The following is an 18962-nucleotide window of genomic DNA, read 5'->3' on the forward strand; positions in this document are numbered from 1 at the left end:
CACGACAGCCCAGATCGGGTAGTGCCGGGGCCGGGAACGGAAGGAAGCGATATGAGTGGCACGGAGAAGACGACCGCCCCCCGGGCGGACTGGGACGCGGACCTTCTCGGGACGTGGACCCTGCGCAGCATCCGTGAGCTGGGCGACGACGGCGCTCTCCTGGACGAGCCGTATGGACAGCGGCCGTCGGGGAGGCTCCACTACGGGCCGGCGCACCAGGTGGCAGTGGTGATCCCCGGCCACGCCGACGCACCCGCGGTGGCCTACATGGGCGACTACGAGGCCGACGCCGCTGGGGTGCTCCGGCACATCGTGCGCGTCGGACTGCCGCCCTTCACCGAGGACCAGGTCCGGTGGGCGCGGCTCGACGGCGACTCCCTCTCCCTCTCGACGGACGTCGAGGGACGGCGCCGCATCGAGCTGCGATGGGCCCGCGCCTAAGACGCGGCCCCCGGCCTCTCCCGATCAACGACATATGCGTGACAGCCAGTACCGGGCAGCAGTCGGCAACCCGCAGATGCGCCCCACATCGGAAGGAGAACGCGATGGCCCTGCACCGCCTGACCTCGATCACGCTCGGCGTCCCCGACGTCGAGGCCGCGGCCGGCTACTACGAAGACTTCGGCTTGACGCCGGTGGGGGACGGGAAGGTCCACCGCTTCGCCACCCAGGACGGCGGCGAGCAGTTGAAGCTCGCCCACTCCGCACAGCGCCGACTTGTCGAGCTCGGCGTCGGCGTGGACGACCAGGACGACCTGGACCGCGTGGCCGCCGGCCTGGCCAAGCTGGACGTGCCGGCTGAGCGGGGCGCGACGTCCTTGCGAGTCGCCGACCCGAACTCCAACCTGACGGTGATTCTGGAGATCGCCGCGCACCTTGAGCAGACCCCGGCCGAGCAGGTGCCCTACAACGGCCCCGGCCGCCCCTCCCGGGCCAACGGCCGCGCCCCCGGGGTGGAGCGGACGAACCGGGTGCGGCCGCGCAAGCTCGGTCACGTGGTGATCGGGTCGCGCGACCAGGACGCGAGCCAGCGCTTCTTCACCGAGGGCCTCGGCTTCAAGGCTACCGACCACGTGCCCAGCCTGGCCAGCTTCCTGCGCTGCTCGACCGACCACCACAACATCCTCATCCAGAAGGCTCCGGTGGACTTCCTCCACCACACTGCGTGGGAGGTGGACGACGTGGACGAGGTCGGCCGCGGCGCCACCGCCATGCTGGAGGAGCACCCCGAGCGGCACGTGTGGGGACTGGGCCGGCACCACATCGGCTCGAACTTCTTCTGGTACCTCAAGGACCCGGCCGGCAACTTCTCCGAGTACTACAGCGACCTCGACTGCATCGTCGACGACCAGCTGTGGAAGCCCTCCACCGTCGACGGGGCCCGCGGGATCTACAACTGGGGCCCGCCGCTCCCGCCGTCCTTCATCAAGCCCGAGGACCTCGCCGCTCTGATGACCGGCTCGCACAGCCCCCGCTGACATTCGTTGCACCCACACCCACAGGAGTAGTCATGCGCATTGGCAGGATCGGCGGCAGGCTGGCACTGCTGCACGGCGACCGAGCACTGGACGTCGAGAAGGCGAGCGATGGCAGGTTCGCGGCCGAGCCCGACCGGCTCTTCGAGCGGTGGGACGAGTTCGCGCAGTGGGCCGAGGGCCGCTCGCTGGATGACGCGGTGCCCTTCTCACCCGCGCAGGTCGGCGCGCCCGTCTTGCGCCCGGCCCAGGTCTTCGCGATCGGCCTCAACTACCAAGCACACGTCTCGGAGGCCGGCGTGCGCCCGAAGATCACCTCACCGGCGGTGTTCACGAAGTTCGTCACCAGTATCGCCGGCCCCTACGACACCGTGACGCTGCCCAGCACCCGGGTCGACTGGGAGGTCGAGCTGGTCGCGGTCATCGGGCGCCCGGGACACCAGGTGGCGGAGAAGGACGGGTGGAGCCACGTGGCGGGCCTGACCGTGGGCCAGGACCTGTCCGAGCGGACGGTCCAACTTGAGGGGCCCGTGCCTCAGTTCTCCCTCGGCAAGTCCTATCCGGGATTCAGCCCGATCGGCCCCTCGCTGGTGAGCGTGGACGAGTTCGCCGACCCCGACGATCTGGCCCTGTCCTGCGCCCTGGACGGCGAGGTACTCCAGGACGGCAGGACCAAGGATCTGATCTTCTCCGTGCCTGAGCTCGTCGCGCGGCTCTCCGCCGTCGTCCCGCTGCTTCCCGGCGACGTCATCTTCACCGGCACCCCGTCCGGGGTGGGCATGGGCCGGGACCCGGAGCGCTACCTGCCGCCGGGCGGCACCTTGGTGAGCACCATCGAGGGCATCGGCTCGCTCAGCAACCGCCTGATGGCGGGTCCCGGAGTGCAGGGCGCTGCCTGACCGGGCTCCAGGTCACCACCAACGACGCAAGAACACAGTTAGAGACGCCGACTCCGATCGGCAGAGAAAGGAAACAATCATGAGTGACCAGACACGCGATGTGGTGAACGAGCTCCTCAAGCGCATGGGGGAGGGCGATATCCCGGCCGTGGTGGCGCTGTTCGCCGACGACGCCCACTGGGAGGTCCCCGGAGACTCGGAGATCGCCCCCTGGGTGGGCAGGTGCGGGGTCGCCGGCATCCCGGACTTCTTCCAGACGATGGCCCGGCTCACCGTCCGTGAGCTCTTCGAGGTCGAGCGCGTCCTCGTCGACGGCCCCAACGCGGTGCTGATCGGACGGGCGCGGGTCGTGGTGCGCTCGACGGGCAAGGCAATCGACACGCCGTTCGCGGTGGACATCGTCGTCAACGCCGAGGGCCGCATCAGCCGCTTCTACATGTTCGAGGACTCCTTGGGCGTCGCCCGTGCCATGCGTCCCTGAACAACGCGCACCCCGCGGCTCTACCGCAACCCCATCCCCTGCTACGCGACAGAAAGACGCAAGATGATCTCCCATGACAAGGACGAGCCCACCAGCATTGTCATCAGCAGCTACTACACCGTTCACCCGGATGACCGGCAGAAGTTCATCGACGCCGTTGTCCCTCACCTCGCGCCCTCGGCGCAGAACCCAGGTTCTGTCTACTACGTCTTCGCGCAGGACCTCAGCGACCCGAACACCTTCCACCTCTCCGAAGGCTGGCGGAACCAGGAGGCACTCGACATACACAATGCCTCCGCTCCGTTCCAGACGGCCTTGCGCGAGGTGATGACTGGAGTACGTATCGTGGGCCGCCAAGGTCAGCGCTACGAAATTGCCGCCCAGGGTGCAGGCGACCCGCCCAGCGTCGCCACGGGCGAGTAAGTCGCCAGAAGGAGAACGCAGCGTGGTCGCGCAGCAGTAGATCGCGGCCGCTGCGCTGCGTGCAGCATCCGCAGGAGCCCGTAGACGGGGCCACAACTCACTCCCAGAACCAAGGAGTAAGACGCGCTCCAGGACCTGGTGCAACTCGCCCTCTCCCGCCAGTCATGATCGCGATCAGCGCCCCCCCTCGCCGGACCAGAGGGGCCCGAGGTGGGAGGAACACCGGCGGGTGGGACGTGGCGTGTTGCCGGATTCAGCCGGAAGGCACAGGTCACTGTGACTTGAGGTGAGCCGAGGTTTCTTCGATGGACGGTGTTCCGAGCCTGGCGCCGTCGACCAGTCCATCGACAGCACCAACGCCGTCGCCCCCCGCCTGCCGGCTTACGGGGCTTGGCGCAGTCCGTGCCGATCGGCCCAGGAGGAGACTGCGGTGGCGATTTCGGCGGGGCGGTCTTCGGGGGCGTGATGGCCCGCGGCTCCGCAGTGGGCGGTCTCCAGTGCGGCGATGTGCGCCTCGCACCAGCGGGCCATGTCGGGGCCGATCAGCAGAGTCGGCGAACCTTCGAAGGTCATGAGCAGCTTCGGGACGTCGCCGCTCTTCGCCAGCCAGGCGTCGTACGCCTCGATGCGGGCGACGAGCTCAGCGGGTTCGCCGCCGAGGGGCAACTGCCGGGCCCATGCCAGTACGGGCCGACGGCTGTCGCGGGTCGGGAACGGTGCGAGGAAGGTTTCCAGATCATTGGCGGCCACTGGCGTGAGAACGCCGCCGGTGAAGGCCTGGCGAACGAACAGGTTCTGGTCGAGTACCATCTCCTCGCCTGTGCCCGCAGCGCGGATCGCCTCGGAACGTTTGCGTGCCGGCGCGGACAGGTCTTCCCAGGCCATCGGCTTGACGATGCTCTCCAGGAATGCGATGCCGAGCACCCGGTCGGGGTGCCTGGACGCCCAGTCGAAGGCGAGCGCACCGCCCCAGTCGTGGCCGACCAGGATGACGCGGTCCAGATCGAGCGCATCGAACCAGGCATCGAGGTAGCGAGCGTGGTCGGCGAACCGGTATGAGATGTCCGGCTTGCCGGAGCGGCCCATCCCGATGAGGTCTGGGGCCAGAAGCCGTCCGCTGCCGATGCCGGGCAGGACGTTTCTCCACAGGTGCGAGGAGCTCGGGTTCCCGTGGAGGAACACGAAGGTAGTGCCGCTGCCCGACTCCTCGTAGTGCATGGTGGAGTCGAGAACGCGTATCTCGGGCATGTCGAGCGGTCCTTTCGTCAGTCGGACGGGGCGAGGGGGGCCTCCAGGAGGGAGGCGAGGGTGCGGACGAAGGCCGCAGTGCGTGGATCGTCTCTTCCGCCCAGCGGGGCGAGGAGTTGGTCGTGCAGTACCTGGACGGTGTCCATGGCTGGGCGGACGGTCTCACGTCCGGCGCTGGTCAGCGCCAGTCGCACGATGCGGATGTCGTCGGCGTCGCGGGTGCGTTGGACGAGTCCGGCGGTCTCCAGCGAGCGGGCCAGTTTGGATACGTACAACGCCTCCAGACCTGTGTGGTCGGCAAGTTCTCGCTGACTCGGCCGCAGGCCGGAGCGCTCCATCCCGAAGAGGGAGGACAGCAGCACGTACTGGGCGTGCGTCAGGTGCAGGGAGGTCAGGGCCTGATCCACCGCGTTGCGCCACTTGATGGACAGTCGCCAGACCAGGTAGCCGGGGGTTGCCCCCTTCGGGATGCCACTCACAGCGAAGTAATGTACATGGATACTATATCCATGGCTATCATTTTTCGGATCTGCGCACGGCCCACGGCTGTGCGCGGGCCGGGTCAGCCGTCCCCACGGGCGCCTCCGTCGCCGAGGTCTCTCTCCGCGGGTCAGCTGTTCCGCTTCAGGTATGCCGGCTCGAAGCAAGGCCTGGGCGCAAGTGGTCGTCGGTCGTACGGTGACGGCGTCGGCAGGGATGGGATACCCCGGCTGAGGCTGGTCGTGGCCGCGGATGATGACTCCGGGCCGCGGCTGTGCCTCTGGGTGAGGCGGACCGCTGATGCCGCACGCGAAGGCGACTGCGGTGTTCTGCTCGTCTGTATACCGGTCGCGGCACTGGCGCCGGATGCGGCGGGCGCGTGCGGGGACCGAGGCGGTGCAGGCCGCCCCGATGTCCTACTGCCCAGAGTGCGGGTTGTCCTGGACGGTTGGTGTCGAGGGTCCTGCCTCGGCAACGTACTGCTCTCCCCGCTGCCGCAAACGGGCATGGCACCGGCGACGCAGGCAGCCGGGCGGGGTGTGGGACCGCGCGACCCGCCGGGACAGGGCCACTCCACGCGCCGGGCCCGTACGCCTTGGCAACCGTTCCCGGGCCGCCGGATGGTGCCAAATGACAGGCATTCGCGGTGAGTTGACGGCATGAAGGATGTCGCGCCGGACCCGTGGGGGTTGGTGCGGATGTCCACGATGGTCGGCAGCGTCACCCGGGACCGCTACGACGAGCTGGTCAAGCTGGGGCGGGACTGGGTGGCCACGATGAGCGGCGTCCAGTGGCGTCTGGGTGACGCGGCCATGGAGATCGAGCCGATGCGCTCGTACGGGGGTGCGCATCCGTCCGGGAAGGGCGACCTGTTTACCGTCAGCGAGGCCATCCGGATGTTCGCCGAAGACGTCGGCCTGGCCTACAAGGCGTTGTTTCCTTTGGCGTGATCGTTTGTTGAGCCGTACATGACGGACCTGGTTGAGCGGTTGGTGCCAGATGAGTTGTGGGTGCTGTTTCGGCGGGTAGTTCCGCCGACGGAGGTAGGACGTCCGCAGGGCGGGCGTCGGCGGCGGGCGGGTGACCGCGAGACCCTGGCGGCGATCATCTTCGTGGCCACCTCAGGCTGTACCTGGCGGCAACTGCCACCGGTGTTCGGGCCGGCCTGGCCCACGGTCCACCGGCGTATCGGCCCACGCCGCCGGCGTCCGGCCAAGCTCCATGCCGACAAGGGATACGACTACGACCACCTGCGCAAACGGCTCTGCAAGAGAGGCATCCGCCACCGCATCGCCCGCTAGGGCATCGAGTCCTCCACAAGGCTGGGCCGCCACCGCTGGGTCGTGGAGAGGACGGTCTCCTGGCTCGCCGGCTGCCGCCGCCTGCACCGTCGCTACGAACGCGAGGACGAGCGCTTCCTCGCCCTCGCCGGCATAGCCGCAGCCCTCATCGGCTACCGCCGACTTATCAGCTGAAGCAGCGCCTCATAGCGCCTACTCGTCCCCAACACGGTCGCGTCGCAGCAAGTCGGTGACCCGGCCCAGCCACCCTCTGCGTGGCTGGTTGTCCCTGTCAATCAAGAAGCGCGCTGTCTGCAGCGGGTCACGCGAGGGCTGGCCCGTTTGGTGGCGGTGCCAGTAGATGGCCACCCTCCGCTCCAGATCGCCCAGGTCAACGTTGTCGGTCCTGGACAGAACGACCGATCCCTCCGGCTCTTCGGGGGCAGTGAGCGTCAGCACGCCACCGTCCGGTGAGTACGCCGCTGTGTACTCACCCTCATCTACGTCAATCGCCTCAATCCAGTTCGTAGCGCGAATGTAGGACTCGAAGACGAGCAGGTCCTCGTCGCGATCGAAGATGAGGACGGTGTCGGGAGGAAGCTCCATACCGATCACTGTGGCAGCCCCCGGCTCGTCGTGCTGTCACCAAAATAAACGGCGTCCTGGTCAGGGAGTTCCACGACCGGCTGCGCGGAATGGTCCGCGAAACGGTGGGCCGTGACGCGGCAGCGACGGCCGGCGTGATCGACTCACAGTCGGTCAAGGCGGACGCCGTCGTTGGATCGGACAGCCGCGGCTTCGACGGCGGCAAGCTCGTCAACGGCCGCAAGCGGCACGTCGTGGTCGACACGCTCGGACCGCCGCTGGGCGTGATGGTCAGTCACCGCCGCGGACACCGGTGACCGTACCACCGCCCACGCGCTGCTCGGGCAGGTCACCGATGTGCACCACTGGCTGGAACCGGTCTGGGCTGACGGCGGCTGCACCGGCAGCCTCGTCGAGCACTGCCCGGCAGCGTTCGCGCCGGTCCTGGCGATCGTGAAACGCAGCGACGACATGCGCGGCTTCGTGGTGCCGCCCAAGCGGTGGACCGTCGAGCGGTTCTTCGCCCACCTGATGCGCACCCGCCGTCTGGTGCGCGACTTCGAACACCGCACCACCAGCGCGGAGGCGATGGACTACTGGTCGATGACCCTGCTCATGACGCGCCGCCTTGCCCGGCCGGGCCCTGGGCGAGGGTGAACCGGCCCGGCTGCCGCTCGGCCGGCCGGCCCCGCGCGACCAGGCGTTTCGCCTTCGGCCGCAGCGCCTCGTCGACCTGCGAGCGGGCGATGGTCCATTCCTCCCGGTCCCGCTCGGCCAGGGCCGGCTCGGTCTGGATCCGGTCGGCCTCCTCCCGCAGCTCGTTTACCCGACGCCGAGCAACGAGCTCGCGCTGTTCAAGCAGCCCCACGGCCGACGGCATCCACGACCTCCACAGGAACGGCGACACGACAGATCACCACTCCCGCAGGATCACCAGCCCATGCCTGACCAGCGGAAACGCAGTCCTCAAGCCGGGAGGCACAACAGCGTCTCAGCGAGTGCTGGAGGGCTGGTCCGGTGTCCCTCTTCACTGGATGGCACCTACTAGGTACCATCGCCGGTATGCCATCCCTGAACGTGTCGTTCACCGACGAGGAGCTCGAAGGCGTGCGGGCCGCGGCCGCCGCCGAGGGCAAGAGCCTCAAGCAGTACCTGCACGACCTCGGAGTCCGCGAGATGCAGCGCAAGCAGTTCGTCGCCGGCGCGACCGAGTGGGCCGAGCGGCTGCGCGGCGAGTTCGATGAGGCCTTCCCCGACGAAGTGCCGCCTGCCGAGCGTGGCAACGGGGCCGCTGCCGCCTGATGCCGCCCCTCTACATCGACGTCTCCTGGCTGCTGGACGTCCAGGAGAACGCGCTCGGCCACGACGACCTGACGGTGGCGGACTACTCCGCGCTGGTTGCTGCCGTTGCCCGGCACAAGACCCGGATGCCCACCCTCGCGACCGCCGACCCGGACACGGCCTGGCGTGCCGCGGCCCTGCTGCACACGATTGTGCGCCTGGAGCCGCTCCCGCACCGCAACAGCCTGTACGCCGCGTTCATCGCCGCCCAGTACATGGCTCAGGCCGGCGAGGGCATCGATCCCCCCTACGGTGCGCTGTCCGACCTGGTTCGCAAGGTCCGCGACACCCGCATCAGCGTCCAGGACGTCGCCGACCAGCTGCGTAGCTGGAAGCTGTAGTCCTTGCACGTGCGGATGCGACGTCTGGTGGGTTGTTCTTGCGCCTGCGACGTGCGGGCCAGGCTTGCCCTGCCGCGGTGTCTGCCGCCGGTGCCGCGAACGGCATGTGTCCTTGCAGAACGCCGCCGGTGCAGAACGGCGCCGGTCGGTTTCGTCGGCGGCATCGGCGGATCACCGCGCTCCCGGTACCACCGTGGTCCGCGGGCGTCGTCCGTGATCACGATCAGCTTCAGCCGGGGTGCCCCGTCCTTGCCCGTGCAGCCGCCGTACGAAGCAGGAACAGCCTCCGGGGGCCAGCCGCCGGGTTCCTGCTCGGCTGTGGTGTGACCTGCCCGTATGTCCTCGATGATCTGGACCGATGACCTCCTGGAGGCGACCGGTTGGCCATGACATCGCAAGGGTCTAGTCGGCCTGCAGGACGAAGAACAGGAAGCACAGGAAGCGCGGCTTGGCCGCGATGACTTCGGGGAACAGCTCGCGGGCGGCTGGATCAGGCTCTGGCTCGCTGATGGCCGTTATCCGGAAACCGGCCCCGGTGAAGGCCTCGGTCATCGCGTGCAGCGGTCTGTGCCAGATACTGATCAGTGCGGTCTGGCCGCCCATGGTCCACTCTTCGGTCCAGTTGGTGGTGTCGAAATACTGGTACTCGGCCTCGCGGCCGGCCTGGCGGTGCATGAGGTTGATGGCAAAGGGATGGTCGACGGACGTGATCAGCCGGCCGCCGGGCTTGAGTACGCGTCGCAGTTCGGCCAGTGCCGGTCCCCAGTCCTCCAGGTAGTGCAGCACCAGGGACGCGACTGCATCGTCGAACGTGTCATCAGCGTAAGGAAGCGGGCTGCCCAGGTCGGCCACCTGCAGGTCTGCACCGTCGCCGAGCCGCCGCCGGGCCAGCTCCAGCATTCCGGCACTTGCGTCGAAGCCGCTCACGATGGCGCCACGGTCGCGCAGCGCCGCGGACAGGGGCCCGGAGCCGCAGCCGGCGTCGAGGATCCGGCGGCCGGCCACGTCTCCGGCGAGGGCCAGCATCGCGGGCCGCTCGTAGTAGGCGTTGATGAGGTTGGTTTCGTTTTCGGCCGTGTACGCCTCGGCGAAGCTGTTGTAGTCGTTGACCTGCGGCCGTCCCCCAGTCACCGCGGGCGACGAGGTGAGTCCGGTGGAACTCGCGTGCTCTTGGCGCTCGTTGGAGATCATGGTGCGGGAGACGTGTGCTGCATCAGCCCGGTTCCCTCCCGGCCGCTGCCGGAATGGCGACAGCCGGATTGGCGCTTGTCGCGTGGTCGTTGCTGGCTGGTGGCGGCGCCGCGTCGTCCGCCCCGGCCCCGTCTCGCGTGTCGATGCTGTGGCCTGGGTGTGTGTGCTTGTCTGGGTGGGTTGGGTCAGGGCGGGTACTTGGGCGGTGGTGGAGGAGTTGGCCGGCGCGGACGCCGGGCACGTGATCGTGTGGCGCTGCTGCATCCTGGCCGGAGTGCGGCCCGCTGCCTTGGGCTTCAGGCCTTCGCTGTCATGGGTGTTGCCGGCCGAGACGCCGACGAGGAGGGGCAGTCCGTTCGCGTCCGACAAGATGTGGGTCTTGGAACCCGGCTCAGGAACCGGCGATGGGCGGTGGACTTCGAGACGCCGAAGCAGGGTGGCAGGGCCCGCCAGGCGCAGCCGCTGACCAGCACGTAGATGATGGCCGCGAACAGCGTCTCATCAGGCGCATTGACTGTTCCGCCGCCCTGCGGCCGTGCCCGTTGCTCGGGAATCAGCGGCTCGGCGATCTCCCACAGTCCGTCCGGCACGATCCAACTCCACGTTCCCCGCCCCATGCCGGGTCAACGTCCGCCTCACCACGTAGGACACGATCTAAGTCAAGCCCGGCGCCCGCCGCCGGTCACTCGCCCCGGGCGGGTGCCAGTCCACCGGCGGCGGCAGCGTGCCCTGAGCGATTATGTTCGCGTAGACGCTCTCCAGCGCCTGGCTGAGCGGCCCGACAAGCTCGCGCGGCAAGCCGTCGAAGAACAGGCGACGCACGAGTTCCACGTGGCCCAGAGCCGCGGCCTCGAGCACCTTCCGGCCGTGTTGGGTCAGACTCACCTCGGTCACGCGCCGGTCGTTCGCGGACAGGCTGCAGCTCACCAGTTCCCGCTTGGCCATTCGCCGCACGTGGTGCGAGACCCGGCTGCGCTCCCAACCGATCTGCGCGGCCAGCACCGTGATCGGCATCGGTTCCCCGTCGGCGACGCTCAGGGCCGTCAGGACGTCGTAATCCGGCAGGGACAGATCGCTGTCGGACTGCAGCTGGCGATTCATCTCGTAGGTCAGCCGCAGCTGAACCCGGATGTACGCCAGCCAGGCTCGTTGCTGTTCGCCGTCGAGCCACCCGCCCTCGGGCACCGGCGCGCCGCCGTTGGCATTGCGTGACATATCACCTATGCTTTCTGTCTAGCACCACCGTCGAGGTGTGCCGCTCCCACATCATCTCGCGCGGGCCGCCAGGAGCAGGAGGTACCGATGCCGTACGCAGCAGTGCTCAGCGGATACGGATCGCCCGAGACGCTCGTGTGGTCGGAAGTCGCCCTGCCCGCACCCGGGCCTGGCCAGATCAGGATGCGCGTACACGCGGCGGGAGTCGGCCCGACCGACCTGAAGATCCGGCGCGGCGACCTCCGAGAGGTCTTCCCGCTGCCCGACCCCGCCGTTCTCGGCTTCGAGGCCGCCGGCACCGTCGACGCCCTCGGCCCGGGTGTAACCGGCGTGTTGCTGGGTGACGAGGTCGCCGCCCAGCTGCCCACGCTCGGCGGGTACGGCGAATACGCCCTCGCCTCGGCCTGGACCGTCAAACCGGCGACCGTCAGCTGGGCCGACGCCGCAGCGCTGCCCGCCTCGGCCGAAGCCGCCGTCGGCGTCCTGCGTCAGCTCGGCGTCACCTCCGGCGAGACTCTGCTCGTTCTCGGGGGCGGAGGCTCGGTCGGCGTGATCGCCACCCAGCTGGCCGTATCCCAGGGCCTCACAGTCTTCAGCGCCACCGGCCCGAGTGACGAGCAGTTCGCCAAGGAACTCGGCGCGATCCCGGTCCGCTACGGATCGGCGCTCCTTGCGCAGATGCGCGCGCACGTCGGCAAGGTGGATGCCGTCTTCGATGCCGGAGGCAAGGGCGGCCTCCACGACGCTGTCGAACTCGCGGGCGGCCCCGCGCGCGTGATCACCCTCGCGGACGAGCACGCGGCCGACTTCGGCGTCGCCCTCTCCGCCCCCACCCCGGACCGTGCCCCCGACGCGGTCGAGCAGACCATGCCACTACTCGCCTCCGGGCAACTCCGCCTGCGTGCCCAGCGGCTGCTGCCGATGCGGGACGCCGCGCAGGCGCACGCCCTCCTCGAAGTGGGCACAGCGCACGAAAAGCTCATCCTCACCGCTTAGCGGCCTATCGCAGCGTACTGTCAAGATCAACCGCAGAGGGAACCAGATGGAGAGCCCAATCGAGGTAGTGCGCAGGTTTTGCGCGGCGTGGTCGGACAACACTGGGGCCGCCGAACTGGCAGCTTTTTTCACCGACGACGCGATCTACCACAACATCCCGCTGGCGCCGATCACCGGCCGGGAGGCCATTGCCAACACCATCACCTCGTTCATCCGCCCTGGCCCGCCAGGCATTGAGCACATCGAGTTCCGCGTCATCAACATCGCGGCCGACGGACCGATCGTGATGACCGAGCGGGTGGACGTCTTCAAGCTCCCGGGCAAATCGTTCGAACTGCCGGTCATGGGGACCTTCGAGGTCACTGATGGCAAGATCAACGCCTGGCGTGACTATTTCGACATGAACCAGTTCACCAGCCGGATGGGATAAGGCCAGACCTCCTCAGCGCTCGACGAGCTCACATTGAGGTTCTTCATCCTGATTTCGCAGGTGGGATGGGGCGGACTGGGTTCGGTCGGGTGTGATCGGGCTGGCCGGCGGTCTTGATCGTCACTCGTGATTGTTTGTCAGCGGGTGATCTCGGCGTTGGTCAGGACGAGCAGGGTGCGTAGCAACTCGGTGGCGTGCCGGGCGTTCATCCGTACCTTCGTCAGGATCCTCCAGTTCTTCAGGTCAGCGAAACCGTGTCGTTGGCAACCCGGTGGAGAGGGACTTTCCGACACTGAGCGGAACGCCGACCACTCCATCCCGGCCTCTTGGAAGGCCGGCCCTCCGCCGCCGCACGCTGAACCCCAACAACCCTACAAACACTGGGGCTTTACATACCCGCCCTGTCCATACAGCGCGTGCCACAAGCCGACACTGACGTCCCTTTCCTCCTCGTGCCCAACCGCAGCCGCCTCCCCACACGCCCCCTCCCAGCATCCGGCAAACATCGATACGGGCGGAGATTGGCGGGAAATTCGGGAACGGCCGGTGCGCGAGGGGTGTTGCCCCCCACCGGGCACCCTGTGGCCGCCTGGCCGCCGGACCCGGCCACCGGCCATCGCGAACGTCGACTCAACCGGGAGGAGCGCTCATGCCATTGACCGACGCTCTCACCGTCGTAACTGCACAGACGTGCCGACACACCACGGCGATCGCACAAGGCGACCGCTGCCGGACTCCGCCCGCCCTTCCCGGTGCGGCGGCGCAGCCAACCACTGCTGCTGGTACGGCAGTTCGGTGCCGTCACGGGGGCCCGTGGCGTTGGCAGCCACCCGGGCCGCTCGGTGCGGGGACCGACGTGAAAGGACAGTTCGTTGACGAACCTCAACCATCTGACGGCGCGGGGCCGCCTGCGCGGGTCGGTCTGCAGGAAGTAGACGTAGCGCTCGCGGTTCCCCCTCGGGCCACCCGTCAAGCGGCTGAACTACGCCCGCTCCAGCCACCTGATCTGGGGCTACGGCTACCCCGACTGGGTCTACCGATCTGCCGGCCGGGCGCCCAGGGGGGGGCGGGCGCCCGGCCGTCGGCAACACCCCGAGCGACTCACCTCCCACCTCCCCGGGGGCCGTGCGGACAACGAGCGGGGGCTGACATCTTGCGACGCACATCCACCGAGCGTTGTCAGTACGGACGCCGATCGGGTGATGCCATGGGGTGCGCAACGCACGAGGCTCCTGCGATGACGAGTTGAGGCCTCGAACACCTCCGACAGCGGCGCGGGAGCCTCGTGCGTTGCGGACACTGATGCCCTCACCCGATCAGTGGCCACGCTGACAGACCGCATTGCCACGGGGGACTGAGCGAGAGATCCGACGCTGAACCACCGCTGCACCCCGCTTTGCGCCGATGGGACCATCGTGTTAGCGTCCCGACGACGTACGAAAGCCACGGCCCGGTAGGTAGTCCGGGCGGCGCCCGTTTCCGGCGCCCGTACAAGTGCCCAATCGGGCCACCGGTGCGTCCTTTGTCGAACCACTCAACAAAGGACCACGCATGTCCACTTTCGGTAGAGTGCTCATCATCGGCTCCGGCCTCGGCGGCCTGACGCTGGCGCAGTCCCTGCGGCGCAGCGGAATCGACGTCGCTGTCTTCGAACGCGACGCGAGCCCGTGGGAACGCCCCCAGGGCTACAGGCTCCACCTCGACACCGACGCCATCAACGCCGCCCGCGAAGTACTCCCCAGCCACCTGATTGCATTGTTCGAGGCGACCTCGCAGTTCACTGAGCCCTTCACCACGATCCTCACAACGGATCTGTCCGTCGTTAAGCGTCTGCCCACCCACGACGAGCACGGGAATGTCTGGCCTGACCGCGAGAACAGCCTCCACGCGAACGTTGATCGCGCCACACTGCGCCAGATCCTCATGTCCGGCCTCGACGACGTCGTCCACTTCGGCAAGAAGCTGGAGCACTACGAGGACACCTCGGACGGCGTCACCGCGTACTTCAGCGACGGCACCACCGCACACGGAGACGTGCTGGTCGGCGCGGACGGCATCCGCTCGGCCGTGCGCGCTCAGCGTGCCCCGCACCTGACCACTGTCGACGCGGGCATCACCGCCATTTACGGACGGCTGCCCCTGAACGCCGCCCAGCCGCGCGTACCCTCGGAAACCCTCAACGACATTTTCGCCATCGCCTCCGACGACCGGAAGGTGTTCCTCGGTCTGGGCTCGGTCCAATTCCCCACCGCCCCCGCGCAGGCCGCAGCGGACTGCTCACCCGGCACTGCCATGCGTGATCAGGACGACTACGTCGTGTGTATTGTCGGCGGACGCCACCAGTTCTTCCCCAACACCGACAACCTCTCCGGGGAACAACTGCGCGACATTGCGGCAAGGACAGTGGCGGACTGGCCCGACCAGGCCGCCGACCTCATCCGCCAAGGCGACGCCGAGGCGTTCTTCCCGGTCCACATGTACAGCAGCGTGCCCGGCACCCTGGACGCACCCACCAACGTCACGCTCCTGGGAGACGCCGTCCACGCCATGACGCCCACCCTGGGACGGGGCGCCAATCTCGCCATGCGCGACGCCGCCCTGCTGGGCCGCGCGCTGCGCACCGTCGCCGCCGGAAACAGCAAGCTCGACATAGCCCTGTCCCACTACGAGCGCGACATGACGGCATACGGATTCTCCGTCGTGCGCGAAGCCGCACAGATCGGCGAGCAGCGTATGGCGCAGAACCGGCTGCCCGCGTAAATGGCTGTTCACGCCACCGGCCTTGTCGCTGAGGCCGGTGGCAACCATGTCCGTCGGCTGACCGGGCGTTTCCTGCCAAAGTGCCAGGCGGCCAGGTCGGAGACAGTGGAGGGCTTCGCGGTGGAGCGGGTGAGTCGGCGGGTCATCAGCGTGATCGAGGCCCGAGTGATCAGGATCTCCGAGCACGGCGGCATTCAGGACCAGGCCGAGCTTCCGAAGACCGCCCCGTTGTATCGCTTCCACAGTCACTGAGGTTTTCTCACTGAAGATCACTTCCAGTGGCAGTTGAGAGCGAGGGCTTTGAGACCGCCGTGGAGTTTGCGGGCGTACGGGTCGAGAATCCCGTTGAGATCCCCAAGGACCAGCTGGGCAAAGCGGCCGAAGCGCGCCTCGGCGATGCCCGGTTCGTCCTCGACGAGCTGAGGAGGCGCGGGTGGAATCTCGACAAGGTCGGCATGTACGGCCACTCCTTTGGCGGCTTCACCGCCTCACTCTCACCTGCCCCAACGCCGGTGCTTGGAGCACGACTTCGCCGACCTGTGGACGGCAACCGGTCAGCGCATGGTCACCTGAACCAGCCGCTCGACCTGACCGCCCACGGCCCGAGAGGCCCTGGAGACCCCGCCCGGACGTCCACCCGGCGACTCGCGCTGCCTCGGACTGGAGAAGTCTCCGGAAACCGGCCGAAAAGGATCACCGGAGTTCACCCGGTGGATCGAGGGTGACTGCTCAGGTGCTGGGTTGAGACCGTGCTTGCGGGCTGTGAAGATGGCCGCGGCGCTGGCAACGGATCCCGGATGGCCGGCCCAATATCCTGCGCGAAGTACGGACTGGAGGTTCCGGTCGGCGGCGGAGGCACAACGCTACTGATCAACGGAGTCACCAGGGGGAGCCCGCAGCATGACCGGCACCACGGAGGCCCTTGGCGGGTCGGCTGCAGTCGACGATGCAGCACGAAGCGTCACGCGCCCGTTCTACGTATACGCCGTGCTCGCCAACTCGCTGTTCCAGCGTGGCGTATTCGTCCTCTTCCTTCAGCAGCGAGGCTTCTCCGCCGGGCAAGTGGCCCTCCTTCAGACACTGCTCTACCTGGTCAGCGGACTTGCGGAGTTGCCGACGGGAGTCATCGCCGACCGAATCGGCAGGCGTGCCAGCGTCGTGATCGGCCAAGTGCTGATAGCTGGATGCCTGCTCGGTCAGGTGACGTCCTCCAACTATTGGGTGTTCCTGACGCTGTTCATCGGGCAGGGCGTGGGCATGGCATGTGTATCCGGTTCGGACACCGCCCTGCTGTACGACCTGCTCGTGCGTCGTGGTGCAACGGCCGGCTACGTCAAGATCAAGTCCCGGTTCACCATGCTCGGGACGGTCACCTCGGGAGTCGCCATCGTCCTCGGCGGCCAACTGCAGCAGCTTTCCTGGGGAATCGTCTACGCCGGTTCGGCGTCGTGCCTCGTCCTGGCCGTGGTGGTGCTGATGTCACGGGTACCCGAGATCCGCGGCGCGGACGCGGTGGACGAGCAGGACGGAGCCGAGAAGGAGCACAGCGACGCCACAGCATGGCGGGCGGTGCTTCGGGTCGCCACGCCGGCACTCGTGACGCTTGTCGTGGTGTCCGGATTGATGCATGCGACTTTGACGCCGTACATCATTTTTACGCAGAAGATCCTCTCCGATCAGGGAGCGGGCACCGCATTGGTCAGCGTGGTCATATCGGCGGGATTCTTCACTGGCGGGCTCACTCCGCTGCTGTCGGACCGCGCGGACCGGCGCATCGGGTATCGGGTCATCGTCCCGGTGTCTCTCCTGACGCTCGCCGTGGCGCTCGGCCTGAGCGGCCTCGGCCTTGTCTGGGTCACCATTGCCGCGTTCCTGGTCCTGGTCGGAATTCCCGAGATCACCGCCGTGATCGTGGACAACGTGTTCAACGAGGCAGTGCCGTCGCGCCACCGGGCGAGCCTGCTGTCGATGATCGCGTTCGTGGAGTCGGCGCTCATCGGCATCGGCTATCTCGTCCTCGGCGCGCTCATGGACGGGTTGGGCTCCAGTGTGGGCATGGCCACCTACGCCGCAGTCCCCCTGCTGGCATGTCTCCTGTGGCTCCCGGTGCTCTTCCGAGGGGCACGGGTGACCACCGAGATCGAGAAACCCGCCGACCAAAAGGCATCCTGAAACAGACCATCTCGAGCAACCCCCTGCCCGATGGCAGGGCGTTGTTCGTTGACATGTCGCTCCCAGTCGGCGACGGAGCAGATGCACGTGGAGTCCCTGGTAGGACGATTCTCACCGCAAGATCGTCCGCTGAACCAGAGGTTTCACGTTGGTCACCTATGCTGCCACGCTCGATGTCCCGCGCCACATCGTGGTGCACCTCTCCCGGTTGCTCGCCGCGCATCGCCGGCGCCTCAACACGCCCGTGGGTCGCGGGTCCTGGGCACATTCCGGCGGGCGGTCATGGTGCTGCGCTGGTTCCGTGAGCGAGGCTGCGTGCACTGCCTGGCCAGGGACGCCGGAGTCTCGCAGGCCACCGGCTACCGCTACCTGCACGAGGCCATCGACGTCCTCGCCGCTCAAGCTCCTGACCTGCACGAGGTGTTGAACCGCTGGGATGGATGGGACCGCGTCCAACAAGGGCAGGAGCAAGTGACATCGTGCCGGTTGCCGCCGGTGAGCGTGACGGCGAGCGGGGTTCCGTGACGGTCGACGATCAAGTGGTGCTTGGAGCCGGGGCGGGACCGGTCAACGGGCGAGGGGCCGACGTGATCCCGCCTTTGAGGGCCCGGATGTGCGAGCCGTCCACGGCGCAGTCGTCCAAGTCCAGCAGGTCGGCGCGGCGCAGTTCGCTCAGCAGGACGGCGTGCAGGAGGGGCCAGACGCCAGCCTCGGTCCAGTCCCTCAGCCGGCGCCAGGCCGTCACCCCGGCGCAGCCCACAGTCTCCACGGCGACGTCACGCCAGGCGCGCCGGTTCGCAACACGTACAGGACGCCGGCGAGTGCAGTTCGGTCGGGAACACACAACCGCCCCGGACAGCGGAGGCGCCGCTCGGAGCGGGCGGCAGCAGCGGAGTCACCCGCTCCCACAAGTCGTCAGGAACAAGATCAGCACACACCCCGGACACCCTGCCGACCAAGATCACTGAGCACAAGAGCCGCAGCTCAACTCATTCTGAAACGATCAGTGAGGCTGCCGGCCGGCCCAGCCGGCTAATCGCCACCGCTCACCCGCTATGTCATCGCCGGCACCGGACTCTGGGAAGAGCCCGTGACCGGCTGATCGTGGCGCGCCACTCACCGGGCCGTCTGCGGCTGGTATCAGAGTTCTTGCCGGCACCCCTTCACGAGCGGGCGAGCCCGGTCGACAACGTGCGCGACGCTTGCTGAAACACCCCGCTTTGTTGAACGCCGGTCTGAGTTGGCTACAGCGACGCCATTTGGGACCACCGAGGCGTCTCCAAGCGGCCCCGATCTGTGAAGATCAATGCTCGTGAAGGCGGCCTGAAACTGGCCCACTTGGGCCCCTCCGCGCTGGTCACTGATGGAGCCGATTCAGGCCGTCCCGGTCCGAGCTTCACACACTGGGGCCTGCTGGAGGCACCGCGGTGGAGCCGGAAGAAGCCGCCGTAGCCATCGCCCGCCTCAAGGCCGACGCCGAGGCGCCGGTGGGCGCCCTGCACCAGGCCACGGTGGAGAAGAGCCACCTGCACCACCAACTGGCGGCGCGTGCCTCGGCAGTCCGCCAGCTGCGGACGCAGCCGCCGTTCCCCGGATAGCAGGTCAGCTGCCGCGGCCGCGCCCGGGCCGCGGTCTCCGCCTCGGC

The 18962-nt window shown here is 68.0% G+C and carries 23 protein-coding genes and 3 pseudogenes; 17 read left to right on the forward strand and 9 right to left on the reverse strand.

Features of this window, described 5'->3' with window-relative positions; translation table 11 throughout:
• Positions 1-51 precede the first annotated feature (51 nt).
• The 5 genes from ABT137_RS40910 (at position 52) to ABT137_RS40930 (ending at position 3278) form a co-directional block, all read left to right on the forward strand.
• Positions 52-441, forward strand: coding sequence for a lipocalin-like domain-containing protein (locus tag ABT137_RS40910; RefSeq protein WP_351717007.1), 390 nt, complete (start codon positions 52-54; stop codon positions 439-441).
• Positions 442-545: 104 nt separating this feature from the next.
• Positions 546-1478, forward strand: coding sequence for a VOC family protein (locus tag ABT137_RS40915; RefSeq protein WP_351717009.1), 933 nt, complete (start codon positions 546-548; stop codon positions 1476-1478).
• 32 nt (positions 1479-1510) lie between these two features.
• Positions 1511-2374: a fumarylacetoacetate hydrolase family protein gene (locus ABT137_RS40920; protein ID WP_351717011.1), complete on the forward strand. Its 864-nt coding sequence runs from the start codon at positions 1511-1513 to the stop codon at positions 2372-2374.
• 79 nt (positions 2375-2453) lie between these two features.
• Entirely contained in the window at positions 2454-2855 is a 402-nt protein-coding gene (locus ABT137_RS40925; RefSeq protein ID WP_351717013.1) for a nuclear transport factor 2 family protein, read from the forward strand.
• A gap of 63 nt (positions 2856-2918) precedes the next feature.
• Positions 2919-3278: a putative quinol monooxygenase gene (locus ABT137_RS40930; RefSeq protein WP_351717015.1), complete on the forward strand. Its 360-nt coding sequence runs from the start codon at positions 2919-2921 to the stop codon at positions 3276-3278.
• 381 nt (positions 3279-3659) lie between these two features.
• Here the strand turns inward: ABT137_RS40930 and ABT137_RS40935 are convergent, their stop codons facing one another.
• Positions 3660-4526, reverse strand: a complete 867-nt coding sequence (locus ABT137_RS40935) for a haloalkane dehalogenase (protein ID WP_351717017.1) — start codon at positions 4524-4526, stop codon at positions 3660-3662.
• 17 nt (positions 4527-4543) lie between these two features.
• The gene (locus ABT137_RS40940; protein ID WP_351717018.1) at positions 4544-5005 is read right to left on the reverse strand and encodes a MarR family winged helix-turn-helix transcriptional regulator; all 462 of its coding nucleotides are present in this window, start codon (positions 5003-5005) and stop codon (positions 4544-4546) included.
• A gap of 660 nt (positions 5006-5665) precedes the next feature.
• Between ABT137_RS40940 and ABT137_RS40945 the strand changes: the two genes are divergently transcribed.
• A complete protein-coding gene (locus ABT137_RS40945) occupies positions 5666-5956 on the forward strand; it encodes a hypothetical protein (RefSeq protein WP_351717020.1) in 291 nt (96 codons plus the stop codon).
• An 18-nt stretch (positions 5957-5974) separates the two neighbouring features.
• Positions 5975-6481, forward strand: a pseudogene (locus ABT137_RS40950) (transposase).
• A gap of 18 nt (positions 6482-6499) precedes the next feature.
• On the opposite strand, the gene ABT137_RS40955 reads toward ABT137_RS40950, so the two are convergent.
• Positions 6500-6892: a hypothetical protein gene (locus tag ABT137_RS40955; protein ID WP_351717022.1), complete on the reverse strand. Its 393-nt coding sequence runs from the start codon at positions 6890-6892 to the stop codon at positions 6500-6502.
• A gap of 89 nt (positions 6893-6981) precedes the next feature.
• Here ABT137_RS40955 and ABT137_RS40960 point away from each other — a divergent pair, with 89 nt between their 5' ends.
• Positions 6982-7188 (forward strand): transposase, encoded by a 207-nt coding sequence (locus ABT137_RS40960; protein WP_351717023.1) that lies wholly within the window; start codon positions 6982-6984, stop codon positions 7186-7188.
• Positions 7189-7207: 19 nt separating this feature from the next.
• On the forward strand, positions 7208-7528 hold the full coding sequence (locus ABT137_RS40965) for a hypothetical protein (RefSeq protein WP_351717073.1): 321 nt from the start codon (positions 7208-7210) through the stop codon (positions 7526-7528).
• On the opposite strand, the gene ABT137_RS40970 is transcribed toward ABT137_RS40965, so the two are convergent.
• Positions 7485-7751, reverse strand: coding sequence for a hypothetical protein (locus ABT137_RS40970; RefSeq protein ID WP_351717024.1), 267 nt, complete (start codon positions 7749-7751; stop codon positions 7485-7487). The genes ABT137_RS40965 and ABT137_RS40970 overlap by 44 nt on opposite strands.
• 182 nt (positions 7752-7933) lie before the next feature.
• Between ABT137_RS40970 and ABT137_RS40975 the strand changes: the two genes are divergently transcribed.
• Both ABT137_RS40975 and ABT137_RS40980 read left to right on the forward strand, forming a co-directional pair.
• Entirely contained in the window at positions 7934-8173 is a 240-nt protein-coding gene (locus tag ABT137_RS40975) for a hypothetical protein (RefSeq protein WP_351717026.1), read from the forward strand.
• Complete coding sequence (locus ABT137_RS40980; RefSeq protein WP_351717028.1) at positions 8173-8553, forward strand: toxin Doc; 381 nt, start codon at positions 8173-8175, stop codon at positions 8551-8553. Before ABT137_RS40975 ends, ABT137_RS40980 begins: the two co-directional genes overlap by 1 nt.
• Before the next feature lie 402 nt (positions 8554-8955).
• Here the strand turns inward: ABT137_RS40980 and ABT137_RS40985 are convergent, their stop codons facing one another.
• The 3 genes and pseudogenes from ABT137_RS40985 to ABT137_RS40995 all read right to left on the reverse strand — a co-directional run bounded on the left by ABT137_RS40985 (position 8956) and on the right by ABT137_RS40995 (position 10959).
• Positions 8956-9744 carry a class I SAM-dependent methyltransferase gene (locus tag ABT137_RS40985; RefSeq protein WP_351717075.1) on the reverse strand — a complete coding sequence of 263 codons (789 nt, stop codon included), beginning with the start codon at positions 9742-9744 and terminating at the stop codon, positions 8956-8958.
• Positions 9745-9993: 249 nt separating this feature from the next.
• A pseudogene (locus tag ABT137_RS40990) lies at positions 9994-10361 on the reverse strand (transposase); the annotation flags it as partial.
• A gap of 37 nt (positions 10362-10398) precedes the next feature.
• Positions 10399-10959: a MarR family winged helix-turn-helix transcriptional regulator gene (locus ABT137_RS40995; protein ID WP_351717030.1), complete on the reverse strand. Its 561-nt coding sequence runs from the start codon at positions 10957-10959 to the stop codon at positions 10399-10401.
• 87 nt (positions 10960-11046) lie between these two features.
• Between ABT137_RS40995 and ABT137_RS41000 the strand changes: the two genes are divergently transcribed.
• The 4 genes from ABT137_RS41000 to ABT137_RS41015 all read left to right on the forward strand — a co-directional run bounded on the left by ABT137_RS41000 (position 11047) and on the right by ABT137_RS41015 (position 15397).
• Complete coding sequence (locus ABT137_RS41000) at positions 11047-11955, forward strand: alcohol dehydrogenase catalytic domain-containing protein (protein WP_351717032.1); 909 nt, start codon at positions 11047-11049, stop codon at positions 11953-11955.
• A gap of 46 nt (positions 11956-12001) precedes the next feature.
• A complete protein-coding gene (locus ABT137_RS41005) occupies positions 12002-12385 on the forward strand; it encodes a limonene-1,2-epoxide hydrolase family protein (RefSeq protein ID WP_351717034.1) in 384 nt (127 codons plus the stop codon).
• Positions 12386-13936: 1551 nt separating this feature from the next.
• On the forward strand, positions 13937-15145 hold the full coding sequence (locus ABT137_RS41010; protein WP_351717036.1) for an FAD-dependent oxidoreductase: 1209 nt from the start codon (positions 13937-13939) through the stop codon (positions 15143-15145).
• Positions 15146-15397, forward strand: coding sequence for a hypothetical protein (locus ABT137_RS41015; protein WP_351717038.1), 252 nt, complete (start codon positions 15146-15148; stop codon positions 15395-15397). It begins immediately after the preceding gene.
• A gap of 17 nt (positions 15398-15414) precedes the next feature.
• Here ABT137_RS41015 and ABT137_RS41020 read toward each other — a convergent pair whose 3' ends face one another.
• A complete protein-coding gene (locus ABT137_RS41020) occupies positions 15415-15612 on the reverse strand; it encodes a hypothetical protein (RefSeq protein WP_351717040.1) in 198 nt (65 codons plus the stop codon).
• A 433-nt stretch (positions 15613-16045) separates the two neighbouring features.
• On the opposite strand from ABT137_RS41020, the gene ABT137_RS41025 reads away from it, so the two are divergent.
• Positions 16046-17317: an MFS transporter gene (locus ABT137_RS41025; RefSeq protein WP_351717041.1), complete on the forward strand. Its 1272-nt coding sequence runs from the start codon at positions 16046-16048 to the stop codon at positions 17315-17317.
• A 435-nt stretch (positions 17318-17752) separates the two neighbouring features.
• Here ABT137_RS41025 and ABT137_RS41035 read toward each other — a convergent pair.
• A pseudogene (locus tag ABT137_RS41035) lies at positions 17753-18255 on the reverse strand (IS5 family transposase); the annotation flags it as partial.
• Positions 18256-18744: 489 nt separating this feature from the next.
• Between ABT137_RS41035 and ABT137_RS41040 the strand changes: the two are divergent.
• Complete coding sequence (locus tag ABT137_RS41040) at positions 18745-18915, forward strand: hypothetical protein (protein WP_351717043.1); 171 nt, start codon at positions 18745-18747, stop codon at positions 18913-18915.
• Positions 18916-18962: the final 47 nt, after the last annotated feature.

Origin of the sequence: Streptomyces sp. NPDC001980 (assembly GCF_040296885.1) — a bacterium.
Taxonomy (GTDB): Bacteria; Actinomycetota; Actinomycetes; order Streptomycetales; family Streptomycetaceae; genus Streptomyces.

What these genes read in the sequence shown, in the direction of transcription:
- ABT137_RS40910 (WP_351717007.1), top strand. Translation starts at nt 52, where the DNA reads ATGAGTGGCACGGAGAAGACGACCGCCCCCCGGGCGGACTGGGACGCG.
- ABT137_RS40915 (WP_351717009.1), top strand. Translation starts at nt 546, where the DNA reads ATGGCCCTGCACCGCCTGACCTCGATCACGCTCGGCGTCCCCGACGTC.
- ABT137_RS40920 (WP_351717011.1), top strand. Translation starts at nt 1,511, where the DNA reads ATGCGCATTGGCAGGATCGGCGGCAGGCTGGCACTGCTGCACGGCGAC.
- ABT137_RS40925 (WP_351717013.1), top strand. Translation starts at nt 2,454, where the DNA reads ATGAGTGACCAGACACGCGATGTGGTGAACGAGCTCCTCAAGCGCATG.
- ABT137_RS40930 (WP_351717015.1), top strand. Translation starts at nt 2,919, where the DNA reads ATGATCTCCCATGACAAGGACGAGCCCACCAGCATTGTCATCAGCAGC.
- ABT137_RS40935 (WP_351717017.1), bottom strand. Translation starts at nt 4,526, where the DNA reads ATGCCCGAGATACGCGTTCTCGACTCCACCATGCACTACGAGGAGTCG.
- ABT137_RS40945 (WP_351717020.1), top strand. Translation starts at nt 5,666, where the DNA reads ATGAAGGATGTCGCGCCGGACCCGTGGGGGTTGGTGCGGATGTCCACG.
- ABT137_RS40955 (WP_351717022.1), bottom strand. Translation starts at nt 6,892, where the DNA reads ATGGAGCTTCCTCCCGACACCGTCCTCATCTTCGATCGCGACGAGGAC.
- ABT137_RS40960 (WP_351717023.1), top strand. Translation starts at nt 6,982, where the DNA reads ATGGTCCGCGAAACGGTGGGCCGTGACGCGGCAGCGACGGCCGGCGTG.
- ABT137_RS40970 (WP_351717024.1), bottom strand. Translation starts at nt 7,751, where the DNA reads ATGCCGTCGGCCGTGGGGCTGCTTGAACAGCGCGAGCTCGTTGCTCGG.
- ABT137_RS40975 (WP_351717026.1), top strand. Translation starts at nt 7,934, where the DNA reads ATGCCATCCCTGAACGTGTCGTTCACCGACGAGGAGCTCGAAGGCGTG.
- ABT137_RS40980 (WP_351717028.1), top strand. Translation starts at nt 8,173, where the DNA reads ATGCCGCCCCTCTACATCGACGTCTCCTGGCTGCTGGACGTCCAGGAG.
- ABT137_RS40985 (WP_351717075.1), bottom strand. Translation starts at nt 9,744, where the DNA reads ATGATCTCCAACGAGCGCCAAGAGCACGCGAGTTCCACCGGACTCACC.
- ABT137_RS40995 (WP_351717030.1), bottom strand. Translation starts at nt 10,959, where the DNA reads ATGTCACGCAATGCCAACGGCGGCGCGCCGGTGCCCGAGGGCGGGTGG.
- ABT137_RS41000 (WP_351717032.1), top strand. Translation starts at nt 11,047, where the DNA reads ATGCCGTACGCAGCAGTGCTCAGCGGATACGGATCGCCCGAGACGCTC.
- ABT137_RS41005 (WP_351717034.1), top strand. Translation starts at nt 12,002, where the DNA reads ATGGAGAGCCCAATCGAGGTAGTGCGCAGGTTTTGCGCGGCGTGGTCG.
- ABT137_RS41010 (WP_351717036.1), top strand. Translation starts at nt 13,937, where the DNA reads ATGTCCACTTTCGGTAGAGTGCTCATCATCGGCTCCGGCCTCGGCGGC.
- ABT137_RS41015 (WP_351717038.1), top strand. Translation starts at nt 15,146, where the DNA reads ATGGCTGTTCACGCCACCGGCCTTGTCGCTGAGGCCGGTGGCAACCAT.
- ABT137_RS41025 (WP_351717041.1), top strand. Translation starts at nt 16,046, where the DNA reads ATGACCGGCACCACGGAGGCCCTTGGCGGGTCGGCTGCAGTCGACGAT.